The organism is Collinsella sp. OF02-10 (assembly GCF_003463445.1).
Lineage (GTDB): Bacteria > Actinomycetota > Coriobacteriia > Coriobacteriales > Coriobacteriaceae > Collinsella.
Genome location: NZ_QSCW01000011.1, coordinates 52,819 through 71,283, shown reverse-complemented (window position 1 = coordinate 71,283; position 18,465 = coordinate 52,819). Strand labels below are relative to the sequence as shown.

15 protein-coding genes are annotated in these 18,465 nt (G+C 59.1%); 11 read left to right on the top strand and 4 right to left on the bottom strand.

Annotation, left to right across the window (positions count from 1 at the left end; genetic code table 11):
* The first annotated feature begins 557 nt into the window (after window positions 1-557).
* A complete protein-coding gene (locus tag DXA43_RS06875; protein WP_158564953.1) occupies window positions 558-1,439 on the top strand; it encodes a hypothetical protein in 882 nt (293 codons plus the stop codon).
* 242 nt (window positions 1,440-1,681) lie between these two features.
* Here the strand turns inward: DXA43_RS06875 and DXA43_RS06870 are convergent, their stop codons facing one another.
* The gene (locus DXA43_RS06870) at window positions 1,682-2,245 is read right to left on the bottom strand and encodes a ferritin family protein (RefSeq protein ID WP_070097113.1); all 564 of its coding nucleotides are present in this window, start codon (window positions 2,243-2,245) and stop codon (window positions 1,682-1,684) included.
* 253 nt (window positions 2,246-2,498) lie between these two features.
* Here DXA43_RS06870 and DXA43_RS06865 point away from each other — a divergent pair, with 253 nt between their 5' ends.
* From DXA43_RS06865 to DXA43_RS06830, 8 genes are all read left to right on the top strand, one after another.
* Entirely contained in the window at window positions 2,499-3,719 is a 1,221-nt protein-coding gene (locus DXA43_RS06865; protein WP_117806649.1) for an iron-containing alcohol dehydrogenase, read from the top strand.
* A gap of 8 nt (window positions 3,720-3,727) precedes the next feature.
* A complete protein-coding gene (locus DXA43_RS06860) occupies window positions 3,728-5,107 on the top strand; it encodes an aldehyde dehydrogenase (protein ID WP_117806648.1) in 1,380 nt (459 codons plus the stop codon).
* A gap of 264 nt (window positions 5,108-5,371) precedes the next feature.
* Window positions 5,372-5,551, top strand: coding sequence for a hypothetical protein (locus DXA43_RS06855; protein WP_117563521.1), 180 nt, complete (start codon window positions 5,372-5,374; stop codon window positions 5,549-5,551).
* Between the two features lie 66 nt (window positions 5,552-5,617).
* The gene (locus tag DXA43_RS06850) at window positions 5,618-6,163 is read left to right on the top strand and encodes a metallophosphoesterase (protein ID WP_231500841.1); all 546 of its coding nucleotides are present in this window, start codon (window positions 5,618-5,620) and stop codon (window positions 6,161-6,163) included.
* A gap of 73 nt (window positions 6,164-6,236) precedes the next feature.
* Window positions 6,237-7,073 carry a PRD domain-containing protein gene (locus DXA43_RS06845; RefSeq protein ID WP_158551187.1) on the top strand — a complete coding sequence of 279 codons (837 nt, stop codon included), beginning with the start codon at window positions 6,237-6,239 and terminating at the stop codon, window positions 7,071-7,073.
* A 339-nt stretch (window positions 7,074-7,412) separates the two neighbouring features.
* Window positions 7,413-8,861 carry a PTS transporter subunit EIIC gene (locus DXA43_RS06840; protein WP_117806646.1) on the top strand — a complete coding sequence of 483 codons (1,449 nt, stop codon included), beginning with the start codon at window positions 7,413-7,415 and terminating at the stop codon, window positions 8,859-8,861.
* 77 nt (window positions 8,862-8,938) lie between these two features.
* Window positions 8,939-9,703, top strand: coding sequence for a ChbG/HpnK family deacetylase (locus tag DXA43_RS06835; RefSeq protein ID WP_117765952.1), 765 nt, complete (start codon window positions 8,939-8,941; stop codon window positions 9,701-9,703).
* A gap of 139 nt (window positions 9,704-9,842) precedes the next feature.
* Complete coding sequence (locus DXA43_RS06830) at window positions 9,843-11,600, top strand: DUF2130 domain-containing protein (protein ID WP_117806645.1); 1,758 nt, start codon at window positions 9,843-9,845, stop codon at window positions 11,598-11,600.
* Between the two features lie 80 nt (window positions 11,601-11,680).
* Here the strand turns inward: DXA43_RS06830 and DXA43_RS06825 are convergent, their stop codons facing one another.
* The 3 genes from DXA43_RS06825 to DXA43_RS06815 form a co-directional block, all read right to left on the bottom strand.
* On the bottom strand, window positions 11,681-14,362 hold the full coding sequence (locus DXA43_RS06825; protein WP_117806644.1) for an RNA helicase: 2,682 nt from the start codon (window positions 14,360-14,362) through the stop codon (window positions 11,681-11,683).
* A 270-nt stretch (window positions 14,363-14,632) separates the two neighbouring features.
* Entirely contained in the window at window positions 14,633-15,514 is an 882-nt protein-coding gene (locus DXA43_RS06820; RefSeq protein WP_117806643.1) for a tRNA (guanosine(46)-N(7))-methyltransferase TrmB, read from the bottom strand.
* 118 nt (window positions 15,515-15,632) lie between these two features.
* Window positions 15,633-16,505: a hypothetical protein gene (locus DXA43_RS06815; RefSeq protein ID WP_117806642.1), complete on the bottom strand. Its 873-nt coding sequence runs from the start codon at window positions 16,503-16,505 to the stop codon at window positions 15,633-15,635.
* A gap of 267 nt (window positions 16,506-16,772) precedes the next feature.
* Between DXA43_RS06815 and DXA43_RS06810 the strand changes: the two genes are divergently transcribed.
* Together DXA43_RS06810 and DXA43_RS06805 are read left to right on the top strand one after the other, a co-directional pair.
* Window positions 16,773-17,495 (top strand): helix-turn-helix domain-containing protein, encoded by a 723-nt coding sequence (locus tag DXA43_RS06810; protein ID WP_117806641.1) that lies wholly within the window; start codon window positions 16,773-16,775, stop codon window positions 17,493-17,495.
* Window positions 17,495-18,391, top strand: a complete 897-nt coding sequence (locus tag DXA43_RS06805; RefSeq protein ID WP_199580543.1) for a DUF4097 family beta strand repeat-containing protein — start codon at window positions 17,495-17,497, stop codon at window positions 18,389-18,391. The genes DXA43_RS06810 and DXA43_RS06805 overlap by 1 nt, the downstream gene beginning before the upstream one ends.
* Window positions 18,392-18,465 lie beyond the last annotated feature (74 nt).

Sequence of the window (18,465 nt, the reverse complement as noted above, 5' to 3'; positions counted from 1 at the left end):
GAGGCGGGGCATGCCCCGCCTCTTACACCACATCTCTGCACGCTACCTTGTAGCAAGCTATCTACCTGCGATTTTGTGAAGCAGTTTAGTCGGTCTGCTCGGCGGGTCCTAAATAGTCTACTCACTTGCCGCGCAAGGCTTCCGCATGAGAAAAGAAGCGGGGTTTTCAACAACGCTCCGTCCAGTTCTTGGCAAGCTTTTGGCCAGTTGGGGAGGGCTGTTGAAAACTTAACAGTCCGTTCGACGCCCTTTTCAGTGCGTTCGCGCCAATGCGTGAGTACCAGGGTTGAAATCCGTGTTCTCCTGTGCCTATGAAGGATCTACTTTGTGACATATCGGCTTTTAGGTACTGGCGCTTGCCCCCTCAAGTCTTTGCTTTGTGTCCGCCGCTTCCACGACCGGAAGAAGACCGGCAGCGATATGACCTTGTCCGTAACCCGACGGCTAAGGTTGCGCTCGGCTTTCCGTTGTATACGTTGGTTCGAACGAGAAACAAGCGGACTTGCCCTGCCGGCATGAGGCAGCGGCTGTTTCTCGGTGAGCTCCCCAGGGAATCCGTGCTAGAAACGGAGCATGGGTTTTTGGTTACGTCTCCTCTGATGACGGCATTCATCATGTCGCGACATCTGACGGATCTCCAGCTTCTTTTCGTATTGGCGGAGATGTGCGGCTTGTTTGCGGTGTGTGCCCTGCCGGCGGCACTTGAGGCGGAGCTTTCGCGTGCAATTGATTCGGGCGCGATTTCGACAACGTTCGGTTGGGTGCGCTGCCCGTCCGAGGACGGCACCGCCTCAAATTTATGGCGTCGAGACGCTTTGGTTTTGGGCGGAGACCTTGACCGTTTTTGTTCAGATGTTTGCGGGATGCGTTACGGCAATAGATTTATAGCGGTATCGCAACTCGTTCCATTGGGCGCCGCGTCGCCTTTTGAGGTCGAGGCGTATTTGCTACTTGCACTGCCGCGATCCCTGGGAGGCGAAGGTTTTTGCGGCATAGAGCTTAATGTTGAAGTGATGCTAAGCACAAGTGCTCGAGCGATTGTGGGAAAGTCCCGTGTGTATATCGACCTACTTCTTTCTTCGCCGGACGGCAGGCGACAGGTGGCCATTGAATGTCAGGGAAAGGCCTCGCACGGATGCGCAGGGGATGGCTTGCGTGACGCTGACCGCATGACGGCCCTTCAGGCCATGGGCTACGATGTACTTCTCCTGACACACAGACAGATATCCGATGAGGGTAGATTCCACGCGATCGTTAAGGCCGTATGCAGGATGCTCGATGCTGAATATCGTGATAAAAGCTCAGATGAGCAAAGGGCTGAGACATTACTCCGGTCTGAACTATTCGTTGACTGGACAAAATTGGGAGTAGTTGACGGAAAGATGCCCGTTAGACACAAAACAGCTCGATCGTGGACGGCTGCGGTTCTAAGTGAGTAGGCTTTTGGCACTTTGGCGACCAGGCCGTTTTGAAACAAGTCATTTACCTGCGACTTTATAAAGCAATACGGATGGTCTGCTCGGCAAGTTTCGAAAAGTCTACTCACTTAGTTTTTGACGAGAGACCGATGCCGAAGATAGCTCTATTTCAGGGCGTTAACGAGTCCTCGAGACACAAAAAGGCCCGAACCAATACGGTCCGGGCCTTCTTCGAGCTAGAGGTTATGTCTCAGGCGGTTGGCTTAGCCAAAGTAACGCTTGAGCAGGCCGGCGAAAGCCTTGCCGTGGCGAGCCTCGTCGCGGGCCATCTCGTGCACGGTGTCGTGGATAGCATCGAGACCGGCGGCCTTGGCGCGCTTGGCAAGATCGGTCTTGCCGGCGGTGGCGCCATTCTCGGCCTCAACGCGCATCTCGAGGTTCTTCTTGGTGGAATCGGTCACGACCTCGCCCAGGAGCTCGGCGAACTTGGCGGCATGCTCGGCCTCCTCGTGGGCAGCCTTCTCCCAGTACAGGCCGATCTCGGGATAACCCTCGCGATGAGCAACGCGAGCCATGGCCAGGTACATACCGACCTCGGAGCACTCGCCCTCAAAGTTGGCGCGCAGATCGGCAACGATGTCCTCGGAGACGCCCTCCATCTTGGCGACGCCCACGACGTGCTCGGCAGCCCACTCGAGCTGGCCCTCCTCCTGCTTCAGGAAGCGAGAGCCGGGAACGCCGCACTGGGGGCACTTGAAATCCTCGGGCAGCTGGTCGCCGTCGAACTCTTCCACATAACCGCAAACGGGGCAAACAAACTTCATGATTCGATCCTTTCGATCGATGGCGATGGTGCGCTCGTCCGGTCCCGTAAGGGCCCTCTCCGGACGTGCGTCTTGACGAGTTCTATTATCCATAAATGAGACCGAATGTGAAGCCTATTAGGAATGATTTTTAATAAAACAATTTAAGCATGTGTAGATGTTGATTGATTAACGATTGCTAGGCCTCGTGCGACCTCCGATGAGTACAATCGGTCGAGCAAATGTTGACCAATCAACAAATGAAGGAGCTTCCTTTATGCATCTAGCCCGCCGCGCCTGGTGCCGAACGTATCAAACGGTTTTTCGCATCGCATTGCCGGTGCTGCCCTATACCGAGCCACGCATTTTAGAGCACGCTGAGGAAGTGCCCGCAGTGCTTCAAAAGCGTTCAATACACCATGTTCTTATCGTGACAGATCCCGGCATTGCCCGTCTGGGGCTCACGGCACCGCTCGAGACAGCGCTCGCGTCCAAGGGAATTAGCGCTGCGGTCTATGCCGAAACACGTGCGAACCCCACGGTCTCAAACGTGGAGGAAGCGGCATCTCTGTATCGAGAGAGCGCCTGCCAGGCCATTATCGGCTTTGGCGGCGGTTCGGCCATGGACTGCGCCAAGGGCGTGGGCGCGCGCATCGCGCAGCCAAAGAAGCCCATCAACAAGATGCGCGGCCTGTTGCGTATCCATCGTCGCCTGCCGCTGCTCATCGCCGTTCCCACCACGGCGGGCACGGGAAGCGAGGTCACGCTTGCAGCGGTAATTACCGACGACGAGACGCACTACAAGTATCCCATTAACGACTTTGTGCTGATCCCGCGCTTTGCGGTGCACGACCCCGAGTTTACGCGCGGCCTGCCCGCCTCCATTACGGGGCAAACGGGCATGGACGCCCTGACACATGCCGTCGAGGCCTTTATCGGGCGCAGCACCACGCCCTATACGCGCAAGATGGCGCGCCAGGCGGTGCAGCTCATCCACGACAATTTGCTCGAGGCCTATGAGTGCGGTGGCAACATGCGTGCGCGCCGCAATATGCTTTCGGCGGCGTATAAAGCGGGCGTTGCCTTTACGCGCTCTTATGTTGGATACGTCCATGCCATCGCGCACAGCCTGGGCGGGCGTTACGGGATTCCCCACGGCTTGGCCAACGCCATCATCCTGCCGCACATGCTTCGCGCCTATGGCGAAGCTGCTGCTCCCAAGCTCGCCGATCTCGCCCGCATGGCCGGCATTGCGCCGGCTAATGCGCTGGACAACGTGGCTGCTGAGGCCTTTATCGATTGGGTCGACCGCATGAACGCCGCCTTGGGCATACCCAAATATGTGACGGGCATTCGCCGCTCCGACATTCCTGAGATGGCGGCGCATGCCGATGCCGAGGCCAATCCCCTGTACCCCGTTCCGCTTTTAATGGACCGTTTGGAGCTCGAGCATATGTACGAGGTCGTTGCGGGTGGTATGTTTGAGGGCGAGAACTAGGAGGGCCCATGAACACCGAGGAAATCGCGCGCATCGTTGCCGATCAGCGCGCCTATTTTAAGACGCACGCCACGTTTGATGTCAACGCTCGCCGTCGCGCGCTCGTGAGCTTGCGCGACGCAGTGCGGGCGCACGAAGCCGATATTGCCCATGCGCTCAAGACCGATCTGGGTAAGTCACATGACGAAGCCTATATGTGCGAGATCGGCACCTCGCTTTCCGAGATCCGTCATCAGATTGCGCACGTGGCTCGATGGAGTCGTCCGCGCCTGCGCCCGTGCGACCTCGCCAACGCCGTGAGTGTGTGCAAGACGCAAGCCGTGCCCTATGGCGTCGCGCTCATCATGGCCCCCTGGAACTACCCGTTTTTGCTAACGCTCGAGCCGCTCGCTGGCGCTCTTGCCGCAGGCAACACCGTGGTCATCAAGCCGAGTGCCTATGCTCCGGCATCGAGTGCGGTGCTCAAGCAGATCTGTGAAGAGGCATTTGATCCGTGCCTGGTGACGGTTGTCGAGGGCGGGCGCGCCGAGAACGAAGCGCTGCTCGACGAGTGCTGGGACAAGATCTTCTTTACCGGTAGCGTTCCGGTCGGCAAGCTCGTCATGGAGCGTGCAAGTAAAAACCTCACACCCGTGACGCTTGAGCTGGGCGGAAAGAGTCCCTGCATCGTGGATGCGACGGCTAACTTGAAGGTCGCGGCACGCCGTATCGCCTTTGGTAAATGGCTCAACGTGGGGCAGACCTGCGTGGCGCCCGACTACCTGCTGGTCGATGCGCGCGTGCACGACGAGCTGCTGGACCTCATCAAGGAGGAGGCCCGCCGCATGTTTGGCGAGCATCCGCTCGACAATGAGAATTACGGTCATATTGTCAACGCCAAGCATTTCGCGCGCGTGCGCGGGCTGATCGATCCCGATAAGGTCGTGCTTGGAGGTACCGCGCGCGAGACTTCGCTCAAGATCGAGCCGACGATTTTGGATGGCGTGTCCCCCGATGACGCCGTGATGCAGGAGGAGATTTTCGGCCCCATCTTGCCGGTGCTGACGTTTGAGAGCCTAGACGAGGCCGAGACGTTTATTACGGATCGTCCGACGCCGCTGGCCCTGTATATCTTTAGCCAAGACCGTGAGGTTCAGCAGCGCTTTGTGCGTTACGTGCCCTTTGGTGGTGGCTGTGTTAATGACACCATTATGCATTTGGCCACGAGCCATATGGGCTTTGGCGGCATGGGGGCGAGCGGTATGGGACAGTACCATGGACGCGAGAGCTTCGATACGTTTAGCCACAAGAAGAGCATCGTGAACAAGGCAACGTGGCTGGACGTGCCGTTTCGCTATGCCCCTTACGCAAGCTGGAAGCACAAGTTCGTGCGCATGTTTGTGCATTAGAATCAGATGAAATAGGGATAAACAAAGTGGCCGCCCCCGCGTAAGCGAAGACGGCCATTTCTCACGATGAAAACGTGTATCGGAGTTGGCAAGACCCGCTGCCACGGGTGCCATCCGTGTTCCTATCTTATCTGCAAGCGTTCCGTTGTGCAAGCGTTGCGGCAAACGATTGAAAGACGCAGACAGGATGAATTTGTGTCCGCACGGGCCCGTAGACTTCTCAACTACGTTGTGGATGCTCGCTAATCGGTAATGGAGGCGCACGTGTTTGATGACGATGACCTGTTCGATCTGACAGACGATCCGTTTGAGTGGGATATGCTACTCGATGACGATGAGTTGGAGCAGGACCGTAAGAAGCGGCAGGGCAAGAAGACGCGGGATGACGCTTCGAAAAAGCAGGACAAGCGTCGCCGAGGTCTGTTCGGCGGGCTCTTTGGGTGACTGTCTCATCGCCGCGTCTGTATACTAAACAGGTCTTATACGCGTTGCGAAATGAGGACAGAGACGATGATGTGGTTTACCGCCGACCTGCACCTGGGCGATACGAATATCTTGCACGACATGGATCGACCGTTTGATTCGGTCGAGGAGATGAACCGCAAGGTCATCGATGCCATCAATGAGTGCGTGGCTGTGGACGACCGCCTCTATATCTTGGGAGACTTTACCTATCGTTTGCCCCTGGCGGAGGCGGTGCGCCTGCGCGAGCGCATCGAATGTCAGAACGTAACGCTCATCCGCGGTAACCATGACGGCGACTGGGAAGATCCAGACGCGCCGCACATTTGGGATGAGGTGCGCGATTATCTGGAGGTCGCCCCCGGTTACGCTAAGGGCCATCGCCTGGTAATGAGCCATTACCCCATGCTCAGCTGGAACGGCAAGGCGCGTGGCGCCATCATGTTGCACGGGCATATCCACAGCAGGGGAGACCGCACCAACGCGCGCAACCGCGATCGCGAGCGCCCGGTCCTGCGCTACGACGTTGGCCTCGATGCCAACAACTACAAGCCCGTAAGCCGTGACCAAATCCTAGGCTTCTTTGGACTGTAGCTGTAAGTGCAGGTAGAATGAACGCGCCGCGCGGATGGTCTGTGCGGCGCGTTTCAGTAGGAGCGATGAATCCATGAGGGCTATCCAGCGCATTAACCATAACGCTGCCATCTGCGAAGACGGCGCGGGGCGTCAGCTTATCGCGCTGGGTCGTGGTATCGGCTTTGGCGATATGCCGCATGAGGTCGACCTGGATGTCATCACGCGTACCTTTTACGGCATTGATTCAAAGTACCTGGCGTTTATCGATGAGGTCGATCCCGAGGTGCTGGAGTTTTCTGCTCAGCTGGCCGATATCGCGACCGGACAGCTTTCGTACGAATTGAGTCCTAACCTTCCCATTACATTGGCAGACCATATTCAGTTTGCCATTAAGCGTGCCCGCGAACACATGGTGGTGTCGTTGCCGCTTGAGCGCGATCTTGAGCAGCTGCATCCCATCGAATACCGCTTGGGCGAGCTGGCTGTTCGCGGTATCCAGAAGAGCTTTCATGTGCGCATGCCCCGAAGCGAGGCCGCGGGCATTGCCATGTCGATTGTCAACGCATCGGTTAAGCCGAGCGAGCGGCGCGTGCTTGCCGAGCAGCACGAGGAGCGACTGCTCGATATGACGGTCGCGATTATTCAAGAAGAGCTGGGTGTGACGGTCGATCGCTCGTCGTTCGCCTTTGCCCGCTTTGCCACTCATGTGCGCTATCTGCTCGACCGCGTGGCAAAGAAAGAGCCGATCGATACCGAGAACTCCGGTCTTTACGACGTGCTCGTGGAGCAGTATCCGGCGGCATCGCGTTGCGCTCACCGTGTCGACGATCTGATTCAAGAGACCTTTGGCGAGCCATTGGCCCAAGAGGAACTCGTCTATCTGATCATGCATGTGAATCGCGTGGCTTCTGTCCACTCGGATAAATAGGCTCTCTGGTATTTCCTTTCCGTCATGGCGACCGTTCGCGGGTCGTTTGCTACCGTTCGTCGGTAATCTGAGCCGCAACGAACGCATCTGCCGCATATACTCGCCGTGTGTTGGGTGTTACTCACGGCGCAGCTCCGAGAGGCACTACCGATTCTGCCGAGGCCATAATTGGGTCTCTGTCGGTTGTGCGCGGGGCTTTTTCATGTCGATCCACCCGGGAATCACATGCAAATCAATCTCTTGCCAACTGATGTCGCGCGCTGCGCAGGCGCGAGCGGAATTGTGCGTCTTGGTGCCGTGAAGTCCCACGGCCTTTAGTTGGAAGAGAAGGGATTCGACATGGCTGTCGATAACAAGAAGATTGCCGAGGACGTGCTTGCTGCCGTCGGCGGCGCCTCCAATGTGACGAACGCGACGCACTGCATGACCCGCCTGCGTCTGAACCTCAAGGATCAGTCCATTCCCAATGACGATGAAGTAAAGAAGATCAAGGGCGTGCTGGGTGCACAGTGGTCTGGCGGCCAGTATCAGGTCATCATTGGCCAGAACGTGCCGAAGGTCTATGACGCCGCCATTGCGCTGGGCGTCAAGGGCGAAGGCTCCATTGACGAGAACCTCGATGACGGCATCAAGGAGCCACTGACGGTCAAGACTGCGGGCAAGAAGGCCCTTAACTACCTGTCCAAGACAATGTGCATGACGATCCCCATTATCATGGGCGCCGCCATGTTCCGCACACTTGCCGTACTTTGCGGCGACGGCATGCTCGGTATCTGGTCTGCTGATTCCGACATCTACAACTTCTTCTACAACTGGATTTACAACGCAGGCTATTATTTCCTCCCTGTTTATCTGGGTTGGGCTGCCGCAAAGCAGCTCGGCTGCAGCCAGCCGCTCGGCATGATGCTCGGCGGCGTGCTCATTGCCCCTGAGTTCATGACGCTGGTCAACGCTGCGGCGGATTCGGGTGCTACGACCACGATGGTTTACGGCGTGCTCCCGGCTCAGCTGAACAACTATTCTGCGACCGTGCTCCCCATGCTGCTGTCTATGCCGGTGCTGATGGTCGTCGAGAAGTTCATGAAGAAGATCATCCCCGACATGCTCTCCACGGTGTTTGTGCCCGTGTGCACCATGGCTGTGATGACCCCCGTTTCCCTGTGCGCCCTAGCTCCGATTGGTTCCATTCTGGGCGACCTGGTCGGCAACTTTATGTTCGGCCTCGGAAACGCTGGCGGCATCGTCACGATCCTCTCCCTCGTCGCCATTGCTGCGCTTTGGGAGTTCCTGGTTATGACCGGTATGCACCAGGTTCTGATTGCCCTCGGCATTGTGCAGGTGCTCACCTCAGGGTCTGACTCCTGCGTTATGGTCGCGGGTGCTATCGCTCAGTTCGCCACGTGGGGCATGGCCTTCGGTGCCTTCCTGCGCCTTAAGGAGGTCGACGAAAAGGGCGCTATGCTTGGTTTCTCGCTCTCCGGCATTGTCGGTGGCGTGACGGAGCCCGCGCTGTATGGCTGCGGCTTTAAGTATACTCGCTGCCTGGGTGCCATGGTCGCGGGCGGCGCTATCGGCGGCCTGATCGCGGCTCTCACTAATGTGACCACGTATGTTTTGGGCGCAACTAATATCCTTGGTATTACAGGTTATGTTGCAGGCGGAACTGCTAATCTCGTATGGGGCTGCGTTGCATCGGGCACTGCATTTGTTGCCGCCGCTGCCATTGCCTACTTCTTTGGCTTTACCAAGGAGCAGCTCGACGAAGACGCTGCTGCCGCCAAAGCCTAAAGCATCCGTTCGGTAGGACAATTATCTGGGGCACTTGGCTGCGCTTCAAGTGTCCCTTTCCGTAGATGGGGGTCAATATGAAGCAATTGCTCATTCGTGCCGACGATATCGGTTATTCGTATGCCGTTAACCTGGGGATTGCCCGCAGTATCAATGAGGGCCTGGTGCGCTCGGCGGGACTTATGCCCAATATGCCCGAGGCCGAGCGTGGCTGGTCGCTCGTGGCGGATGTCGGCATTGCGGTGGGTCAGCACACCAACGTGTGCCTGGGCAAGCCGTGTGCCGACCCGGCGCTCATTCCGAGCATGCTCAACGAGAACGGCGAGTTCCATAGCAGCCGTACCTTCCGCGATCATTTTAAGCGCGGCGAGGAGTTGATAGACTTCGACGAGGCCTGCATCGAGATCCGCGCGCAGCATGACCGCTTTGTCGAGATCGTGGGCCGCGAGCCCGATTACTTTGAGGCCCATGCCGTCATGAGCAAAAACCTTAACCGAGCGATCTCGGCGGTTGCTCAGGAGCTGGGCCTTAAGGAGCAAAAGGCGAGCTTCGACCCCGCGGCTGTGGTGCATTGCGGAGATACTGATCTGCGCATGGTGATGCGCTCGATGGAGCCGGGCTACGAGCCCAAAGAGGCAATCATGCAGACGGTTCGCGAGATGGTGGACGGCGAGACGGTCGTCTTTGTGTGCCATCCGGGCTATCTCGATCGTTTTATCCTGGAGAACAGCTCGCTCACGACCGACCGCACCAAGGAAGTCGATGCGCTGATCGACCCCGAGCTTCGCACTTGGCTTGAGTCTCAACCTGATCTTCGCCTGATCGACTACCGCGACCTGTAAGGACCCAAGTCACCACAAAGGGGACAGTCGCCTTTGTGGTGGTTCTGGCGCCGTTGCCATTATGGCGGCGGCGCCTTTTTTGTCCGTGCGGCGCGGTAGAGTGTAAGCGGTTGAAATTTGCGTCCATCGAGGAGCTGCTATGAACGAGATCAAGTGCCCGCATTGTGGCGAAGTCTTTAAGGTCGATGCGTCCGGCTATGCGGATATCGTCAAGCAAGTACGCGATGCCGAGTTTTCGCGCGACCTGGATGAGCGTGTGAAGGCAGTCCAACGCGAGGGCGAGCAGGCGCTGGAGCTTGAGCGCTCGCGTTCGACGGCTGCCTTGCAAAAGGTAGAGTCTCAGCGCAACGCTCAACTTGTCGAGCAGAAGAACGCTGCAGCTCAACAGCTGGCACAAGAGGTTGCCAAGCGCGATGCCGAGCTTTCCGAGCTGCGCGCCAAGCTCGAGGGCGCTGCCGCAGAGCGCGAGAGCGCAAGCCAACGCGCGGCGGTTGAGGCCCGTGCCGACGCTCAAAAGGAGAATGCCGAGCTTCAGCGCGAGATCGACAATTTGCGTGCGCAGCTGGGACGCAAGGATGACGAAGCCAAGCTTGCCGAGGCTTCGGCGCGCAATGCCGCTCAAAACGATGTAGCCACACGCGATGCGCAGATTGCCGAGCTGCAGGCCAGACTTGCCGCGGCGGACAAGGCCCAGGAGATGGCGCTTGCCGCCGCCGCGGCCGAGTCACAGCGTGAGCTCGATGCCGCTCGCAGCGAGGCCGAGCGCGCGCTTGCTGACTACCGTGCGACGGTACAGGAGAAGTTTTCCGCCGCAAGGGCTCAGTCTGAGCAGGAGGCCGAGGGTCTGCGTGCGAAGCTGCGCGAGCAGGAGCTGATGGCAAAAATGAGCCTGTCTGAGGCGGTCGCCGCGGCGGAGCGTGAGCGTGATGAGGCGCGTGCCAAACTGACGAGCGAGCTGGCAGTGCGCGATTCGCGCGAGGAACAGGCCAAGGCGGCACACGAGCTCGAGCTTGCGCAGGCCAAACGTGCGAGCGATGATCTGATTCGCTACAAGGATGAAGAGATCGAGCGCCTTAAGGATATGAAGGTTCGCCTGTCCACCAAGATGGTGGGCGAGTCGCTCGAGCAGCACTGCGAGACCGAGTTCAACCGTCTGCGCATGACGGCGTTTCCCAATGCGTACTTCGAGAAAGATAACGATGCGTCCGAGGGCACCAAGGGCGACTTTATCTTCCGCGAGTGCGATGCGAGCGGCAACGAGGTCATTTCGATTATGTTCGAGATGAAAAACGAGAACGATGAGACCGCGACCAAGCATAAAAACGAGGACTTCTTTAAGAAGCTCGATCACGATCGTCGCCAGAAAGGCTGCGAGTATGCGGTGCTCTGCACCCTGCTGGAGCCCGAGAGCGAGCTCTATAACGCGGGAATCGTGGACGTGAGTTACCGCTATGAGAAGATGTACGTGATCCGCCCGCAGTTCTTCATTCCCATGATCACGCTTCTTCGCAACGCTGCCATGGGTTCGCTTCGCTATAAGCAGGAGCTGGCGGAGTACAAGCAGCAGAATATCGATGTCACGAACTTCGAAGCCAAGATGGAGAAGTTCAAGAACGATTTCGGCCGCAACTACGAGATCGCGAGCCGCAAGTTCCAAACGGCAATCGATGAGATCGACAAGACGATTAGCCATCTGCAGAAAACCAAGGAGGCGTTGCTGTCCTCCGAGAACAATCTGCGCCTTGCCAACAAGAAAGCCGACGATCTTACCATTCGCAAGCTCACGTGGGGCAACAAGACCATGAAAGCAGCGTTTGACGAGGCACGCGGGGCTGCGGCAGAGACAAACGATGAGCCAGCCGAGGCGGATTCGTATGAGGTCGAGGATGCCGAGTAGGGGATAGCGTATCGCGCAAAAAGCGGGGCCGCTGGCGATGTTGCCAGCGGCCCCGCTTTGTTTCGTCCCATTGCGCCCGGCTAGTCCTCGAGCAGGTCCTCGATAAAGCCGACACGGTAGTTCTTGAAGATTACCTCGCCGCCGTCTTGCGTGGCGTCCAGATCGACATCGCCCATGATGCCAAAATCGTGGTCGCCATCCTCGTCAGCAAAGATCTGGTGCACGTGCCATACGTGCGCGGTCTTCTCGTCGGACTCGTCGATGGAAAACATCGCGGCGCTGCGGGCATCTCCGTCGGTGAGGATTTCCTCGTGCTGCTCGTGGTAAGCGTCGAGTGCTTTTTGCCAGCGGATCTCGCTCATGCCCCAGTCGTCGTCGAGCTCGCCCAGGTCGCGAACGTGCTCGCGGGCGGCAAGGGTCACGCGGCGGAAGAGCGCGTTGCGCACCAACAGCGTGCAGCCGCGGCGGTCCGCCACGACCTCGTCGATGCCCTGCGGCGGCGCAGCATCGAGGGCTGCCGGGTTGCCGGCGTTCTCCCACTCGTCCACCAGGCTCGAGTCCACCGAGCGCACCACAAAGCCGAGCCACGAGATAATGTCGCGCAGACGCTCGTCGCGCTTCTCGATGGGCACGGTGCGGTCGAGCGAACGGTAGGCCTCTGCCAGGTAACGCAGCAAAATGCCCTCGGAGCGGGCGATGCCGAGCTTTTGAATGTAACCCTTAAAATCGCTCGCGCTTTCCAGCATATCGCGCAGGACGCTTTTGGGAGAGAGCTGGTAGTCGTTTGCCCAGGGCACTTCCTGGCAGTACTTGTCGAAGGCGGCGTCGAGCAAGTCCTCGAGCGGTTTTTCGTAGGTGACATCCTGGATGCGCTCCAGGCGTTCCTCATATTCGACGCCGTCAGCCTTCATTTCGGCCATCGCGCGGTCGCGCGCTGCGCGCTCCTGAGCGCGCAGCACCTGCTTGGGATCCTCGAGCGTTGCCTCGACCATCGAGATCAGGTCCATGGTATAGGTCTCGCTCTCGGGATCGAGCAGCTCCAACGCGGCAAGCAAAAACGGCGAGAGCGGCTGGTCGAGCGCAAAGTCCTCGGGCAGGTCGACCGTCAGTGCGTAGTCGATGTCCGGCGCGGCGTCAGCCGGAGCGTCGGGTGCGGGCGGCACCTCGGTGCGCACGACGACGCCGGAATCGATGAGCGTGGCGAAGATCTCGTCGGCACGAACCTCGAGCTTAGCCTTTTCCTCGGGGGTCTGCAGGCTCGTCTCGATGAGGTCGTGTACGCGGGCTCGGGCATCGCCACCCTGCTCGACCACGCTAATCACCATGGAGTGCGTGATGCGCAGGCGCGGCTTGAGTGTCTCGGGCTGTGTCTCGATCAGGCGCTCGAACGTCTGCTTGTTCCAGGTGACAAAGCCCTCGGGGGCCTTCTTCTTTTTAATCTTGCGGAGCTTTTTGGGGTCGTCGCCCGCCTTGGCCATAAGCTTGGCATTCTCGATCTCGTGCTCGGGTGCCTCGGCAATCACCATGCCCTCGGTATCGAAGCCCGAGCGGCCGGCGCGACCGGCAATCTGATGGAACTCGCGGGCGCGCAGACGACGCATCTTGTAGCCATCGAACTTGGTGAGCGCGGTGAGTACCACGGTGTGGATGGGTACGTTGATGCCGACGCCGAGCGTATCGGTGCCGCAGATGACGGGCAACAGGCCCTGCTGTGCCAGGCGCTCGACCAGTAGGCGATAGCGCGGCAGCATGCCGGCGTGGTGCACGCCGACGCCGCAGCCGAGCAAGCGCTTGAGGATCTTGCCGAAGGCCGTCGAGAAGCTCGTTCCCTTTGCCGCTTCTTTGATGGCTTCGCGCTGCTCCTTGCTGGCGATGCCAAAATTGGCGAGCGACTGTGCCGTCGCAAGGGCGGCATCCTGGCTAAAGTGCACGATATAGAGCGGGGCCTCGCCGCGGCGCATGGCGAGCTCGACCGTGCCCTCGAGGGAGGTCGTCACATAGTCGTAGCTCAGCGGAACAGGACGCGGGGCGTCGATGACCAAGTCGCAGGTAGCGCCGGTGTGTTCCTCGAGCGAGGCGGCGATCGCGGTGACATCACCGAGTGTGGCGCTCATGAGCATAAACTGCGTATGGGGCAGGGTGAGTAGCGGCACCTGCCAGGCCCAGCCGCGGTCGGGGTCGGCAAAGTAATGGAACTCGTCCATGGCCACGCAGCCAACATCGGCATCTTCGCCCTCGCGCAGTGCGTCGTTGGCAAGGATCTCTGCCGTGCAGCAGATGACGGGCGCCTTGGTGTTGATATGCGTGTCGCCGGTGATCATACCGACGTTATCGCGGCCGAGCACCTGTACCAGATCGAAGAACTTTTCGCTGACCAGGGCCTTGATAGGGGCCGTGTAATAACAGCGCTTGCCCTGTGCCATGCCCATAAAGAGCATGCCCAGCGCGACGAGCGATTTACCCGATCCGGTCGGCGTGCCCAAAATGACGTGATCTCCGGCGGCCAGGTCCATGAGGGCCTCTTCTTGGTGGTCCCACAGCTCAATGCCGCGATCGCTCGTCCATTCAAAGAAGCGCTCGAAGGCCTGATCGGGCGTGAGCCATGGTTCGGGCTCGCTGCCGTCCTCGGGCTCCCACCAGGTGGGGGAGAGCGCGCCGAGCGAGCCGAACTCGGCTTCGGTTCCCGTGCCGCCCGAGAATGAGCTGGCGGCGCCGGCGCTGGAGACGATGCTGGCGGCGATATCTGTCGTGTTCTGTGCCATGTGTTTGCTTTCTCTCGCGATTGTCCGCCAACTATTATGATGGCGTAGCAGCGACGCGGGGTGCCAGCGCGCGAGAAAATGCAGGAAATGGGCGTTCTATCCAGCCGTTTGGCGCAGTTACCGGCTAAGTGAGTAGACTTTTTGCAATATCGCGAGCACATGGCTTTTGCGTAAGGGATTTACCTGCGGTTTTAGTTTTCGTTATGCGGGTTGTGCTTGGCTATTGCAAAAAAGTCTACTCACTTAGGCTTGAGGGTCGTTTGCTGGCGCTTATTTGCGCTTGTTTACCGACGCCGCGACCATCAGAAGCCCCTGGGACTCCTGCGGTAAGCGTTTCTTGCCCTTGCGGGCGCGGTTTTTAAAGTTCTCGACGGCCTCTTCCATGCCAAGAGGTACATAGGTGAGTTCATCGAGGTTATCGGGCAGGTAGCAGGCAAGGCTCTGCTCCTGCACGCGGCCCGCTGTGAGCTGTTCATCGGTTGGCTGCGCACCGGGTGCGGCGCAAATGCCATAGACGACGGCACCCATCTCGCGCGTGCGGCATTCATATTCGGTCTCGGGGTGCTCGGGATGGTCGCGGCGCACGTTGTCGCTTACCCAAAGCGTGTCGTAGCCGGCCGCGGCAAACTGCCCCAGGGCGTAGTCGCGCAATGGCTTGCTGTCAGTTCGCAACGTGACGGTGGCACCGGCTGCAAAGAGCGGGCGATAGAGCATCAGATGGTCGACATGGACGAGTCGCTTTTTGGCGTACTTGGCCTTGGGCTGCGGCGTGGGAAAGTTGATGGTGATGGCATCGAGCTCGCCTGCGGCAAACAGCTGTGGCAGCGATGCGGCGCCTCGGGGCAGGACGAGTGCGTTGGCCAGTTCCTGCTCGCAGATTTTCTGTGCGGCATAGGCGATGCAGATGGGTTCCTGGTCCATACCGATAAAGAGTGTGGTTGGATCGTGGACCGCACGCTCTACAAGGTACGTTCCCTTGCCACAACCAAGATCCAGGTGAAGGTGTTCGAAAGGCTTGCTGCCTGCGGGCGCACAGACCTTGCGCCATTCTCCAGCATAGGCCTCGGGGTTCGTCTCAATCGCATCGGCGTAGCGCTCCAGGCGCTCTTCGAGCACAAAGTTCTTAGGCGTGCGAACGTGGACGGCTCCCATGAGGCTCCTTGGTCATACGTGTGGAACGCATAGCTGCACGTTCCGTCAATGGGTTGGAAAAGGGTGGGCATAGTTTGCCCGAAAGGTGCGGTGCGGCCCGGCGGCGAGTCGTCGATGCCTACAGGCGCTTGAGGATCACATAGCGATTGAGCTCGCCGCTGCGACCGTCGGCATGGAAGCGCTCAAGCTCGCGTACGGGAACCTCGCCACTCTTGTAGAACGTGCGCACGCCGCGCACCAGGTCGGTGATCTGCTGATCGTCAAAGTGATGGCAATAGCGGTAGGCGTGGCGGTCGTTTTGCCAGCCGATGAGGTGGTCGCCTGCTTCAAACTGTGCGGAATCGTAACCCTCAAACGGCGGGGTGAGCTCGGCGCGGGCTTCGGCTCGAACGGCCTTGCGCGCCATGCGCTCGTCGTTCATAAACTCCCAAAAGCTGATGGCGATGATGCCGCCCGGGCGCGTCTGGCGCACCAGGGCGTCGAGCACGCGTACGCGGTACTCGCACGACGGCACGTGGTGCATAAAGCCAAAGCAGACCGAGATGTCGGCGAGCGGGGCGTCGAAAAGCACGTCGGGCGTCTCGGCGGGATTGAGTTTCATGAGGGCATCGAGCACGTCGAGTTCCTGGAAGTGCAGGTTGGGAATGCGCAGGGCGTGGCCGCGTGCATCGATGGCCAGGTCCTGGCATGAGTCGACGCCATAGAACTCGAAGGGGCAGCTGGCGTCTGCCGAGGGGTTTGCGCCATCGACGCCCTTGGCGGCAAGTGCGCCGCCGGCGGCAAAGTTCTCGAATCGCATGTTGCCGCAGGCAAGATCGAAGACGCGGACGGGATGCTCGATGGTGGCGACGTCGAGCTGTCCGAGCGCGATGTCCATGGTGCGCACCCAGCCGGGCCACGGGGCTTGGCGCGTATCGGAAAAGGAGGCGGAGTGCTCGCGATAGAACGTGTTGTTGAGCTGGATGAGCGATGAGGCGAAATCGCGGTTCACGGCGCGGAACTCCCTCCGTTGGCGGTGCGGAATAAACAGTACGACCATACTACCGTTAACGCCGCAACGGGGACAACCAAGCTACGGGTCATTGCTTTGTTTGGACACATTTCCGCAGCTCATATGCACCCGCAACCGCCGGTTGTCAAAAATCTCACTAGAATAGGTGGCATGCTTTTGGCGGTGGCGGATAGATTTTTAACTGTGCAAGGCGCCTTAAGAAAAAAACGGTCCGGCGGCACGGCTGGCAAAAACATAGGAGGAACCATGAATGTAGAAACTGCGCAGCGGCTCGCCGACCTTCGTCGTAGCAAGGGCTTTAGCCAAGAAGGGCTGGCACGAAAGTTGGGGCTGTCGCGCCAGGCGGTCAGTAAATGGGAGCGCGCGGAGAGCTCGCCCGATACCGAGAACCTGATCTCGCTCGCCAAACTCTATGGCGTGAGCCTGGACGAGCTGCTCAATCCGAGCGATGAAATTGAGGACGATATCGAGTTTGAGAACGAGGACCGCGCCCGTCAGCGCGAGGCCGAGGCGGCGGAACGTGCCCGCACCCATGAGGCGGCGGCGCGCGCCACGGAGGCAGCTGCGCAGGCGAGTGATGCTGCGGCCAAGGCGGCGCAAGCGGCAAGCTGGAGTGCGCAGGCCGCCAATGCCGCTACGGCGCAGGTGACGAGTGACGGCGCAGTTGGCTCGACTCCGGTGAAGGGCCCGTTCCAGTCGTTCCCGTATTGGGCCGTGTGCTGGCTGTTGTTCTTTTTGCTGATGTTCCTGTTTGGTGGCGCCCCCTTTGCCGCACTGATCTTCTTTACGATTCCCATCTATCACTGGGTGGCACGTGCGCTCGATGGCGATTGGGCGCGTGGGGATATCCGGGTTGGTCCGGCGCCGGCGGTCGCTAGGACTAAGGGGGAGGACGTTTCCACAGCGGTTGACGCTGACACGGCTGCCGCGACCACCGCTGAGTCGAGTGCCAAAGAAGGTGATGAATGATGAAGCTCTCGCATGAGTCTAAGAAGCGCTTGGGCATTGGCATCGGAGCGTTTGTGCTCATCATCGGACTTGTCGTTGGCACTTCGCGGACTTTGATTCATTTTGATGGACCGTGGGATTTCGACGATGTTGTATCCGGTTTGTCTGGTATGGGCGATGTGGATGACGAGGACGATTCCTTGAATAGCGGTAACTATTCCGCTCAGCCTCAACAGCTTTCGAGCGAAACGTTTGATGCCGACGCGTTCACATCGCTTGACTTAGACGTGACGTCGGGCACGGTCGAGGTCAAACACGTCTCCGGCGGGCCGGTGCGCGTAATTGAAAGCGGTCGTGTGGCAACGGGGACCGTTGCCTTCGATGCGGCAACCCAAAATCTGGCCGAGGTTAAGGGTTCTACGCTCAAGATTCGCCAGTTCGATTGCGATGACGAGCGCGCCATTGACCGCACAGTCACTATTGAGCTGCCGCGAGATCTTGCGGATAACCTGGTCGGCATTACGGCGAGGGTGGGGTCGGGAGAACTGACGGTCGCGGACATTGCATGTCACGACTTCGAATTGACGTTGGACTCGGGAGACGTTGAGTTTGCGGGCACCGTAACCGACACCTTGGATGCCGAGGTCGGTTCGGGCGATGTGGCGTTCGAGCTCTACCAGGCCCCCGCGAAGTCGATGGACGTAAGCGTGGGCTCGGGCGATGTGGAGATATCGGTTCCGAACTCTACGGGCTTTAAGGCGAGCCTCACCGTGGGCAGCGGTGACTTTGAGAGCGATTTCCTTCCGCTTGGCTACGATGGCGAGACCATATTGAATGCTGAATTCGACAACGGTGACAAGTCTGCAACGTATCGTTTTAAGGTCGGTTCGGGCGACATGTCGTTCGAATCGGTGTGACATGCGGTTTTCGGAGATCGGTGCATATAGGCATGCTCTTTGATGGAGGCGCCGGGGCCGTGACTGGCTCCGGC

What these genes read in the sequence shown, in the direction of transcription:
- DXA43_RS06860 (WP_117806648.1), top strand. Translation starts at nt 3,728, where the DNA reads ATGAACACCGAGGAAATCGCGCGCATCGTTGCCGATCAGCGCGCCTAT.
- DXA43_RS06835 (WP_117765952.1), top strand. Translation starts at nt 8,939, where the DNA reads ATGAAGCAATTGCTCATTCGTGCCGACGATATCGGTTATTCGTATGCC.
- DXA43_RS06830 (WP_117806645.1), top strand. Translation starts at nt 9,843, where the DNA reads ATGAACGAGATCAAGTGCCCGCATTGTGGCGAAGTCTTTAAGGTCGAT.
- DXA43_RS06825 (WP_117806644.1), bottom strand. Translation starts at nt 14,362, where the DNA reads ATGGCACAGAACACGACAGATATCGCCGCCAGCATCGTCTCCAGCGCC.
- DXA43_RS06820 (WP_117806643.1), bottom strand. Translation starts at nt 15,514, where the DNA reads ATGGGAGCCGTCCACGTTCGCACGCCTAAGAACTTTGTGCTCGAAGAG.
- DXA43_RS06850 (WP_231500841.1), top strand. Translation starts at nt 5,618, where the DNA reads ATGATGTGGTTTACCGCCGACCTGCACCTGGGCGATACGAATATCTTG.
- DXA43_RS06845 (WP_158551187.1), top strand. Translation starts at nt 6,237, where the DNA reads ATGAGGGCTATCCAGCGCATTAACCATAACGCTGCCATCTGCGAAGAC.
- DXA43_RS06805 (WP_199580543.1), top strand. Translation starts at nt 17,495, where the DNA reads ATGAAGCTCTCGCATGAGTCTAAGAAGCGCTTGGGCATTGGCATCGGA.
- DXA43_RS06865 (WP_117806649.1), top strand. Translation starts at nt 2,499, where the DNA reads ATGCATCTAGCCCGCCGCGCCTGGTGCCGAACGTATCAAACGGTTTTT.
- DXA43_RS06810 (WP_117806641.1), top strand. Translation starts at nt 16,773, where the DNA reads ATGAATGTAGAAACTGCGCAGCGGCTCGCCGACCTTCGTCGTAGCAAG.
- DXA43_RS06840 (WP_117806646.1), top strand. Translation starts at nt 7,413, where the DNA reads ATGGCTGTCGATAACAAGAAGATTGCCGAGGACGTGCTTGCTGCCGTC.